Annotated in this window: 9 protein-coding genes; 7 read left to right on the plus strand and 2 right to left on the minus strand. The window is 37.5% G+C overall.

The window, feature by feature from the left end:
* The first annotated feature begins 85 nt into the window (after positions 1–85).
* The gene (locus E1140_RS05240; protein ID WP_155179863.1) at positions 86–418 is read left to right on the plus strand and encodes a PadR family transcriptional regulator; all 333 of its coding nucleotides are present in this window, start codon (positions 86–88) and stop codon (positions 416–418) included.
* A gap of 1 nt (position 419) precedes the next feature.
* Positions 420–2,999, plus strand: coding sequence for an ABC transporter permease (locus E1140_RS05245; protein ID WP_155179865.1), 2,580 nt, complete (start codon positions 420–422; stop codon positions 2,997–2,999).
* Between the two features lie 3 nt (positions 3,000–3,002).
* On the opposite strand, the gene E1140_RS05250 is transcribed toward E1140_RS05245, so the two are convergent.
* Positions 3,003–4,346 (minus strand): sensor histidine kinase, encoded by a 1,344-nt coding sequence (locus tag E1140_RS05250; protein WP_155179868.1) that lies wholly within the window; start codon positions 4,344–4,346, stop codon positions 3,003–3,005.
* A gap of 93 nt (positions 4,347–4,439) precedes the next feature.
* Between E1140_RS05250 and E1140_RS05255 the strand changes: the two genes are divergently transcribed.
* From E1140_RS05255 to E1140_RS05270, 4 genes are all read left to right on the plus strand, one after another.
* Positions 4,440–5,312, plus strand: coding sequence for a dienelactone hydrolase family protein (locus tag E1140_RS05255; RefSeq protein ID WP_221412641.1), 873 nt, complete (start codon positions 4,440–4,442; stop codon positions 5,310–5,312).
* A gap of 220 nt (positions 5,313–5,532) precedes the next feature.
* Positions 5,533–6,492, plus strand: coding sequence for an MBL fold metallo-hydrolase (locus E1140_RS05260; RefSeq protein WP_155179872.1), 960 nt, complete (start codon positions 5,533–5,535; stop codon positions 6,490–6,492).
* Positions 6,493–6,720: 228 nt separating this feature from the next.
* Positions 6,721–7,236, plus strand: a complete 516-nt coding sequence (locus E1140_RS05265; protein WP_155179875.1) for an RNA polymerase sigma factor — start codon at positions 6,721–6,723, stop codon at positions 7,234–7,236.
* Positions 7,233–7,868, plus strand: coding sequence for a hypothetical protein (locus E1140_RS05270; RefSeq protein WP_155179878.1), 636 nt, complete (start codon positions 7,233–7,235; stop codon positions 7,866–7,868). Before E1140_RS05265 ends, E1140_RS05270 begins: the two co-directional genes overlap by 4 nt.
* A gap of 87 nt (positions 7,869–7,955) precedes the next feature.
* On the opposite strand, the gene E1140_RS05275 is transcribed toward E1140_RS05270, so the two are convergent.
* Positions 7,956–10,178 (minus strand): caspase family protein, encoded by a 2,223-nt coding sequence (locus tag E1140_RS05275; RefSeq protein ID WP_155179881.1) that lies wholly within the window; start codon positions 10,176–10,178, stop codon positions 7,956–7,958.
* Between the two features lie 487 nt (positions 10,179–10,665).
* Between E1140_RS05275 and E1140_RS05280 the strand changes: the two genes are divergently transcribed.
* Positions 10,666–11,227, plus strand: a 562-nt coding sequence (locus E1140_RS05280) for an NAD-dependent epimerase/dehydratase family protein (protein WP_155179884.1), incomplete at its 3' end; no start/stop codon positions are given.

The following is an 11,227-nucleotide window of genomic DNA, read 5'->3' on the forward strand; positions in this document are numbered from 1 at the left end:
ATTAAATAATAACAAACTATATTATTAATTATACAAAAGTGAAACTAATACATTACATTCACGTTTGTATAACAAATGAAAATTTATGAAAGGCGAATACATCGGTGAATTAGAAGAACTTGTTTTGCTAACGGTTGGGGCATTATATCAGGAGGCGTATGGTGTGGCAGTTATGGAAGAAATAGAGCGTCAAACTGGGCGTAACATTAATATCAGTGCTATTCATTCAGTGCTAAAAAGGTTAGAAGCTAAGAGTCTGGTGAAATCCGAAATGGGCGGAGCTACTAAAGAAAGAGGAGGTAGAAGAAAAAGGATTTTTAACCTTACCAATCTCGGCAAGAAAGCCTTGGATGAATCTATGGAAGTAAGAAGTCAGCTCTACAATCAAATTCCACAAATCTCATTTAACTTTTCCTAAGATGCCTCAACCACCTAAATGGGCGGATAAATTTTTAAGCTGGTACTGTAACCCGGACCTGCTAGAAGAAATTCAAGGCGATGTTTATGAACTATTTGATAACAGGGTGGCTAAAGAGGGTGCGGCATCAGCTAAAAGGAAATTTGCTTGGGATGTCTTGAGATTTTTTAGATGGTCAAATATTAAAAGAACAACAACTCAAAATATAACGCTTAACAACACGGCTATGATTGGAAATTATTTTAAAACAGGAATGCGTAATCTTATCAAGGATAAGGTCACCTCGGCAATCAGCATTTTAGGATTGGCACTGGCAGTGGGCAGTGCTATAACATCCTACATTTTTGTTACTTTCTTTCTCAATATGGACAGCTTTCATACCAAGCGGGATAACATTTATCAGGTTATTAATGTAGTAAATGCTCAAGGGCAAAGTCAGCAATGGAGTGATGTTCCTATTACCATGGAAGCATCATTGAAGGAGATATCAGGAGTAGATGAGCTTGCGAGGATTGAATATGGAACTGGGAATATGCGCTATAATGAGCTAGTATTTAACGAGTTTATATACTTTACGGATCCTGAATTTCTTAAAATATTCGATTTTCCAATTGAATCAGGCAATAAGGAGGTACTCAATGACAAAGCTCAAATATTTTTAAGCAAGAGAGTTGCTACGAAGTATTTTGGAGAGACAGACCCAATAGGTAAGCAAATCTCCATGAAGTATGAAGATGGCAGTATTTATAATTATTTTGTTGGTGGTGTATTTCAAAAATTCCCTAACAATGCAAGTTTTGCCCCTTCTGTACTTATCTCAATAGAAAGTTACTTTGACAGAAATGCTGATGTTAGAAACGACTGGTCCTATTTAACTGATGGTATATTTCTAACACTTTCTCCAAATGCCAATGCCGCTGATATAGAGTCTTATTTTCCGTCAATGGTAAAGCTTCAAAATGACTCTCAAACTGAAATGCAATCTAAGTCTTTTGACTTAATGAGTATGGAAGAAGTATCAAAAATTACTCATACACTAACAGGTAGTGTTTTAGGGGGTGGGAGCCCTGCAGGACGTATCCTGTTATCTGTTATAGCAGTATTACTACTGATTTTAGCCAGTGCTAATTATGTTAATATCTCCGTGAGCTCTTCTACCAAAAGATTGAAGGAAATTGCTATGCGTAAGGTGCTTGGAGGCACAAGGAATATGGTGATTAAGCAATTTTTAATTGAAAATGTTATCATCTGTACAATAGCAATGGTGATTGGAGTATTCATTAGCTATTTTCTCTTTTTACCAGGCTTTAATAGTCTTCTGCCAATAGTAATTCCATTTTCATTTACATCTGTAATAAATATGGGCCTATTTTTCGGAGCGCTGCTACTGTTTGTTGGCTTAGCTTCCGGCCTTTATCCTGCTTTCTATATTTCAAAATTTCAGGCAATAACTATATTTCGAGGCAATCAGAAGTTTGGACAAAAGTCCATTTTTAGTAGAATACTACTCACACTTCAATTTGTCATTGCCTTCTTTACCATAGTCACCAGTTTTGTTTTCACAGATGTAAGTATGCAATTGGCTAATGCTGATTGGGGTTATGATGCTGAGGACGTAATAACTGTACCTATTAATAATGATCAGATATATACGGCATTGCATGATAAGCTAATAGAAAGCCCTAAGATTACTACTGTCAGTGGCTCATTTGGGCACATTGGTCCTTACAATAGAATATCTGTAGTTAAACATGCTGAAACAGACCTACAGGCCAACATCTATATGACTGATGAGCACTATTTGGATGTACTTGATTTGAATTTATTAGAAGGCCGCTTCTATAATACAAAAGGTGATGCCAATAATGCGGTAGTTTCACAAAGGCTCGTTCGAAAAATGAAATGGACAGAGCCACTCAAGAGTCATTTTTACTATGACAGTGTTAGGTACGAAGTGATAGGAGTGGTGGATGATTTTTCAACGGATGATTATTATCACGAGGCACTACCGGTAGCTTTTATTCCGAAATTCGAAACAGGCTTCAATTACCTGACAATTAGAACAACTGATGGAGACAAGGCTGAGGCCATGGACTATGTTAAAGCCAGTTGGAAGGAAATTGCTCCTGACGATCCATTTGATGGTATTTACCAAACTAAAGTAATGGATAGCTTTTATGATGAAAATGCAGCAAATGTAATTCTGATTACGGCTATAGCGGCCATTACTTTATTCCTGGCTTGCCTTGGCCTTTATGGTCTTGTGACTTTTAACATCAACAGGAGAATGAAGGAGTTTAGTGTGAGAAAAGTGTTGGGGGCCAATTTATCAACTATTGTTGGGTTAATTAACCGTGACTATGTGTGGATATTAAGTATAGCCTTTATTATTGGAGCTCCATTAGGGGTAATTAATATGAGTAGTATGCTTAAATCTATTTATCCTGATGCACCAAGTGTCACAGCATATCCTATTGTCATTGCCATAGTCATTATGGTAGTAGCTTTTGCCATTACTGTTGGCGGCCAGATTTATAAAGTGTCTAAAAATAGCCCTGCAGATAATCTTAGAACCGAATAAAGTCTAGAAGGAGAGGGTGAAGCATGTGCCTTGCTCTGGTACAGATGACACATGAATAGCACCTTTATGTGCTTGCATGATTTGCTTAGAAAGGCTCAGACCAATACCTGAGCCTTCCTTTTTTGTGGTGTAAAAAGGAATGAATATATTCTGTAGCGTCTCTTTGTCTATTCCGCTGCCGTTGTCTTCCACTGTAATCTGATATATGTTATTCTGCTTGTGCGACTCAATCAAAATTGTAGCTTCAGGCTTATTGATTAACGCTTCTTTGGCATTTTTTATAAGATTAATGAGTACCTGTTCAATTAATTCAGGGTCAATTACCAGCTTGTGCCTAGTAATGTTCAACTTAAGGTCAATGTTAGATTTTTTGAGGTCGGTGCTTAACAGGCTTACCACAGAATCAATCACTTCTTTCATTTCTGTTTCCTTGAAATTAGGCTGCGGAAGTTTCGAGAGCTCTCCATAGGCGTTTACAAAGTTTACCAGGCCTTTACTTCGTTTCTCAACAGTTTTAAGCCCTATGTGAAGGTCATCCAGCTCATCCTGTTTTAGTACTGACAGGTCTTTTAGTCGACCGGAATCATCAATGATCATAGAATTGACCACCTCTGTGAGTGTAGAAATGGGAATGGCTGAGTTCTTAATTTCATGGGTTAGTACCCTGATCAGCTTTTGCCAGGACTCTAACTCATTGGCTTCCAACTCACGATTTATGTTTTGGAAAGATACCAATTTGTAAAGGTGATCTTCCATTTTGATCTCTTTCACCGATACCGACAGGTTCAGCAGCTCATTGCCAATAAATACCTTTATCAATTCCTTTCCACCGCTTTCAAGTTTAATGATCAAATTATACAAATCAGCATTTATAGACTTAATACGACTGATGGTTTTAAAGAAGGGTTTATTGAAAAGAGTTTTTGCAGCATCGTTAATCAAAGTCACACGCTCATCATCTTCATAATAACCGATCATAGGCACTAGGGAGTGCTCAACTATAGTTTGCAAGAAATGGTAATTTGATTCTTTCTCATGCTTCAATTGTCTGAACTTGCCAATTATTGCATTGTAAGCCATGTGCAGCTCATTACTCTTTTCTCCTGTTTTGGTATTGGAGTAAGAGTTGGTAAAGTCGTTTTGTTGAATGCCTAAAAGGAAGTTTTTCAATTCGTTTTGATGTCTTTCCAGCAGACGAATTAAACTTGCTGATTGGAGGATGGCCCCTAGAATCAGCCAGATGGAAAGCAACCAAAAATCTGTCTCTACCAGCACATAGAAGGTCATCAGGCTGGTAAGCACCATCAATATAATATGCAGCAGTATTTTTAACCGGTAGGACTTCAATACATCATCTTTAAGCGTGATTTGTTTTATTTTTCAGTATCTAAAAACTGTTTGAACAAACATTATTAAATTTAGGTTAACAACCTTGTACACATGAAAAATAAACAAAGAATTATGATCAACCTTACAAAACAGAAATTTATCTTATTTCTAAGCGCTCTGGTCTTCGTAGCTTGTTCTCAACAATCTAAAGAAACAGAAAACACAATGGAAGAGCCGGTGGAGACTGTGGCTCCTGAGTATGTAGGAGAAGAAGTTTCTTATTCTACTGATTCGGTAACTATGAATGGTTATATCGCTTATGACAAAGCGGATACTGCAAAACGCCCTGGTATATTGGTAGTGCATGAGTGGTGGGGACATAATGACTATTCCAGACAAAGAGCAGATATGCTTGCAGAGTTGGGCTATGTAGCACTAGCTGTTGATATGTACGGAGATGGAAAAGAGGCTGCTCACCCTCAAGATGCGATGAAATTTAGCTCTAGTGTAATGTCTAATATTGATGAGGCAAAGGCGCGGTTTACAAAAGCATTAGAACAACTTAAGGCAAACCCAATGGTAGACCCTGAGCAGATTGGAGCAATCGGCTATTGCTTTGGAGGTAGTGTAGTGCTGACTATGGCTAACTCGGGCATGGACTTAGATGCTGTTGTTGCTTTCCATAGTGGTGTACAACTGCCTGTAATGCCTGAAGCTGGTAAGTTAAAAGCAAAGGTATTGGTTTGTAATGGTGCTGATGATCCTTTTGTTTCTCCAGAAAGTGTTGAAGCATTTAAAGCAGCAATGGATGCTTCTGGTGCACAATACAAATATGTAGCTTACGAAGGAGCTGTACATGCGTTTACCAGCAAAGGTGCGGACTCTTTGGGTGCTAAATTTGAGTTGCCATTGAAGTACAATGAGGCTGCAGATAAAGCTTCATGGGACGAAATGAAAATGATGTTCTCTTCGGTTTTTAATTAAGAATCAGAATCACAGATAAGTATTAAAGAGGCTGTCCTTTCAAGACAGCCTCTTTTTGTTGAGTTATAATGACAAATCCTTTGGTTAAAGTTACCATCATCCAACCGTCTACTTTAACAAATGCTTAACATCTCGCCACTTGGTAATAAGCTACATTAGACCATCTTTTTATTATCTTAACATAAATTAATTACTGCACACTTCCATAAAAACTCATCGCATGAAACACAGCTTAAAAACTATATTGGCTTTCTTGATCATCTCACATTGCGCTATGGCTCAGCCTGTTTCAAAAAGCGATGCTCACAAGGTTTCTTCGTTGAAAGTAACCACACTATCAACCATGCTGGCCAATAGTGGCATTGGTGAGTGGGGCTATGCAGCGCTAATTGAAGTAGATGGTAAAAAGCTTTTGTTTGACACTGGCAGTAAGCACGATACCGTACTTAAAAATGCTCGGGATTTGGGTGTTGACCTTTCGGTGGTTGAAGACGTTTTTCTGAGTCATAATCATGGAGATCATGTAGGAGGGTTATTAACACTAAGAGAGGAGCTTAAAAAGGAGAATCCCAATGCACTGAAGCGAGTTCATGTTGGTAAAGGTATTTTTCTTGAGCGCGTAGGGAAAGATAATAAAATATGGGCCATGAAGGAGGCACTTGAAAAGGACGGAGTAGAGTTTGTTGAACATGACTCCAAAGCAGAATTATTTCCAGGAATGTGGATCACAGGTCCAGTAGTGCGGATATATGATGAACGAAACTGGTCGGGATCAGGAAAAATAAAAACCGAGGATGGCATTGTCGAAGACAATATACCTGAAGACCAATCTATAGCTATTACTACCGCTGATGGATTTGTATTGATTTCTGGATGCGGCCATGCAGGAGTTATAAATACAATGCAGCAGATCAGAACTGACATTTATGAGGATAAATTTTTTGCCGCTATCGGAGGGTTTCATTTAATAAGAGCCTCAGATGAGCATATAGAATGGACTGCTGGTAAAATGAAAGAGTTTGGACTGGAGAATCTTAATGGTGCACATTGCACAGGTATTAATGCGCTATATGACCTTAGAAGGTTATTGGGTTTAGACAAGTATCATGCAGTCGTTGGCTCGGTAGGAGATACGTTTGATTTGGAGAATGGAATTGATGCTGGTTTGATTGCCAGATAAGCTCAATATGATTAAATCTTTAGTAACAGGTGGTGCAGGTTTTATAGGGGCACATCCCTTAAATGGCTTTTTTATTGCACCTATAAAATAAAGCTAAAAATACCTTCTGGGGAATATCCCTTTGAGGGATTATAAGACGATGCATCCAATGACTTAAAGCGTATTTTTTTAAAAAAAAATATCATCATCACTGTCATATAATCCCAGTAGGTAATACTAACCACTTGAATGACAATAAAAAGGAAGTCTAAGGACTCAACAGTTTTCGAACAGGCCATAGAGGATCATAAAGACTCGCTCTATCGTATCTGCCACATTTATGCAGCAGATCCTTTGGAACCCGCTGACTTGTTTCAAGAGGTTGTTTTCCAGGCATGGAGATCATATTCATCTTTTGAAGAAAAGTCAAGATTGGGTACTTGGTTGTATAGGGTAGCTATTAATGTTTGTCTTAGTGCCAAACTAAAGCTTAACAGAAAAAATGATATAACGGTAAAGTTAGATGCCATTTCATTCCAGATTGGCAAATGGGATGAAAAACGTGATGAAAGGTATGAAGCATTAAAATCATGTATAGAAATACTCAATGAATCAGATAAATCTCTAGTGGTACTCTACCTGGAAGAGTTGTCGTATAAGGAGATTGGATCGATTCACGGGATGACAGAAAATCATGTGGCTGTGAAAATGAAGCGCATTCGTAAAAAGCTTTTTGATTGTATCACTAAAAAACTTGGGGCATGAGAGAGGAAGAATTAATTAAAATTTGGAAAAAATCATCGGATATGAGTCATATAACATTGAATATGCCGCTATTGGTAACAGAATTGAGAAATCGTATGGAATCACTTGATGGTAAAATTGGACGTAGAGACAGGAGAGAAATCATAGCAAGTGTTGTTGGAATGATAGGCTTTGCAGTAATCGCATTTATCATCCCTTACTTTTGGACAAAGGTATCCTGCCTACTCACTATTGTTTGGTTCGCCTATGTTATCTACAGGTTGAAAAGTGCAAGTAAAGACAAACTTCCTGATACATCATTATCACTTTTTGATCAGTTAAGTCAGCGTAAGCAATACTTGATGAAGCAAGCTAAACTATTAAACAGCGTTTTTTATTGGTATATACTTCCTCCTTTTATTACCAATATTATGTTTGTGTTTGGGGTAGGCCAAACAGATACTTGGGACTCTCCACTATCTTCTGTCTTGCCTTACTTGTTATCAGAAAAATTAACAATGCTATCTCTTATTGCTGCTTTTTATGCCTATATCACCTGGATGAATAGACAAGCGGCACGTTCCAATTATGCACCTTTAATTCGTGAAATTGAGCGTGTTCAAGAGGGATTGACTAGGAGTGAGGAGGAATAGTAGGATTTAATATTTGCAGAAAGCTTTACTCTGTAGATTATAAGTGTCCATCCTTTCTATTTGTAGTCTGATTTAAAAGTTCATAAACTACTCATAAACCACAATTGGAAAATCATTTCCAAAGGAATACCCCGCAGGAAATTGTGGTTTGCCTTTATATTCTTCAGATAGTTCTGGAACGCGAGATTCTACATAGGCGCTGAGTTCTTTTACAGTTATTTTTTTATCATGATTTCCTCCGTCAGCTTTTCCAGCCAGCCCTTCCAATAAAGCATAAGTAAAAACCCCATGTCCTAGTGATTCAAATTCTGTGGCAAACTGCTTCGATCCAGAGGCTGTAATCCAAAAAGTTCCCGTACTTCTGGCCAGCTGTGCGATAGCTCTTTCTTCTTTTATACCACGTTGGGCCACAGCCTCCAAAGCAGAGGCAGACTGACAAGCGTCAATAATGAAAATTTGTTTCTGTGCATTGATTTCTTTTGAAATATCCTGTATCTCCTTGGCAGAAATTGCATTCTCATATAACATTTCATCTCTTCCATATAGCTGTGTTACATCATGCGGCACAAGAAAGAATTCCGATTCACGTTCTATGCCCTCAGACATTACACCATGCCCAGCATAATAAAAGATCAAAAGATCTTGTTCATTGGCTTTCAACCTGACATTATTTAAAACCTCGCTTATTTTGGTCTTTGTAAAACCTGAATTCCGTACTTCCAAATCGAAAATATTATCAAAAATGCTTTCAGCTCCCTTTTTAATCTCTTCTTTAAATGCATCCGCATCTGCTACGGCATAGTTGAGATTGTACTTTGGATTTTTGTACTCATTTACTCCAACCGATACTAGAAATAGTTTTGGTTTTTCATCGGTCTTTCCTGAATATTTAATCACCATTTTTTTCTTCTTTGACTCAATACCATCTTTTGAGATCGCTACGGTGTAAAAGTAATTTTCATCTCCAAAAGTATTGGTCAAATTAACTTCAAAAGTGGCTTTGCTCTGTTGCTCACTTATCCCTACAAGCTTATTATTTTGGAAGAGCTTAATGCTTGAAACATTGTTGTTGTTTTCAAGAACATTTACCTCTACACTGCAAACCCTTTGGCTCGATTCTAACCTTGGGAGAGTAGAAGTTGGCAGTTCTTGATTATTGAATTTTGTTAACTGAACTACAGGTACATTTTCTATTGCATCATCAATTACCAATTCTTTAGAAACTTCATTACCTGCAAGCAAGATTTGAAGTAATCCAGGAGTAAAGCCTCTGCTAAAGGTACTTTCTAAACTTGTTTGTTTAGAAGACTTTCGAGAACTCCAAAATAGCTTAGATGACGATTCAGGGGTGCCATCAAATCGACCATCTCTTGACACTACAGCATAGTCTCCACCAGCATCCACAAAAATGTACCCCACTATTTTATTCTCCGTAGCGCTGTAGATCTGGTTAATGTTGTCACCATAGGCATTGATAAGCGCCAGATCATCGTTAAGTAAATAATGGGCGTTTGCTGCATAGTCGCGCATTGCAGAAAACCCTGAAGAGCTTCGGTCGCGTTTGGTTTTTTTTGTTGTAAAAACTTTGCCTCCCTTTTTATAATCAAACACACTGAATCCACGATAACCTCCTGCACCAATAAGCTTGTCTTTTAGATGAAGTGTGGATAAATAGAAACCAACATCACTATTTTTTTCTTGCTTGCCATCGAAATATGTGAGGGACTGATAGTCTTTTTTATCAAAAGACTGATGTCCAAAAACTGGAGTGCCTACAGTCAAACCAGGTACCGCATTATTTTGCCAAAAAACCATTCGCTGACCCACATTGTCATAAGAGGCTAAATATTTTCCTTTGATTTCATATTTCTCTTTTCCGGATTGATAATCAAAAATAAAAATCCTATTCCTCAAAACATTCCAAGTGGGACTGATAACAATTTCAGTAGAGAATGGACTGAAAGAAATATTTGTGATTCTCTTTTTAACATTGAGAGTTTTAGATATTTTAAGATTTTCTATGTCCCAAATTTCAATTTTTGAGTCGTTTGCTACTCCAAAGTGATTGGTATAATTGGATGATCGTACAATTTGAATTTCATTTTCATATTTTTTTGATATTACTTCGCTTCCATTTTGCCAATCTATCAATCGTACCCTATGGCTTTCAACCAAGAGCAAATGGCTGTCATTTTTTGTAAATAAAATTTCTCTAGGATTTGATATTTCGAAATTGTAAGACATCGTAAAATGGGATCTTGAAAGATCCATAATATTGAGCTCACCATTGTCAAGTAAAAAAAACTCCAAATTTTTGATCGTTGGATACGCACATTCCCACCTGAAACGACTCGATCATGTCCTCATCATATTCCAGTCTGGTCTTATCAACTACAGGTTCTTGAGCGTGAACGAGGAGGGGTGTGATACAGGAATAGAAAATTAGGACGAGACTTATTCGAATCATTTTTTGATATATTTCCTATCTAAGTTAATTAATCCAAAGCTTGTCAGAAACCAATCAAGCTAAAAATTGGACTAGATTCTACAAGCTAGTTCGAGCTTGTGAAAAATTTATTAGCTTAAAAAAGACTCTATAGGAAAATGTCTATGCATAGAAGGCAACCCTAAATATTGAGTGAGAGAAATGTTGACTATAGCTATGCGACATTTGTAACTTAGAATAAAGATCAAAGGATTTAAAATCCGATAATTGCAATCTAACGCAATATTAGGTCTTCAAATACTAAAGCACTCTGCATGTCTTTGCTAAGCAGTTTAATATGAAACGAAGTATATGATTAAATCTCTAGTAACAGGTGGTGCAGGTTTTATAGGGGCACATGTAACCAACGAATTACTAACGCTCGGACATAAAGTGGTAGTGCTGGATGATTTGAGTGGAGGGTTTAAAGACAACGTAAATACAAAGGCAACTTTCATCAAAGGGTCGATTTGTGATCAGGAGCTGGTGAATTCACTTTTTGAGCAACATCAATTTGATTATGTGTATCATTTGGCAGCCTATGCCGCTGAAGGATTAAGTCATTTCATCAGAAATTTCAATTACAATAATAATCTGATCGGCAGTATCAACTTAATCAACGCTGCTGTAAACCATAAGATAAAATGCTTTGTCTTTACATCCTCTATAGCGGTGTATGGTTCACAGGCCGTACCTATGATAGAAACTGCTGCACCAATGCCCGAGGATCCATATGGCATTGCAAAATATGCTGTTGAAATGGACTTAAAGGCAGCTCATGAAATGTTCGGGTTAAACTATGTCATATTCAGGCCGCATAATGTATATGGCAGGCTTCAAAACATTAGTGACAGGTACCGAAATGTCATCGGTA

The organism is Fulvivirga lutimaris, assembly GCF_009711525.1.
Taxonomy (GTDB): Bacteria; Bacteroidota; Bacteroidia; order Cytophagales; family Cyclobacteriaceae; genus Fulvivirga; species Fulvivirga lutimaris.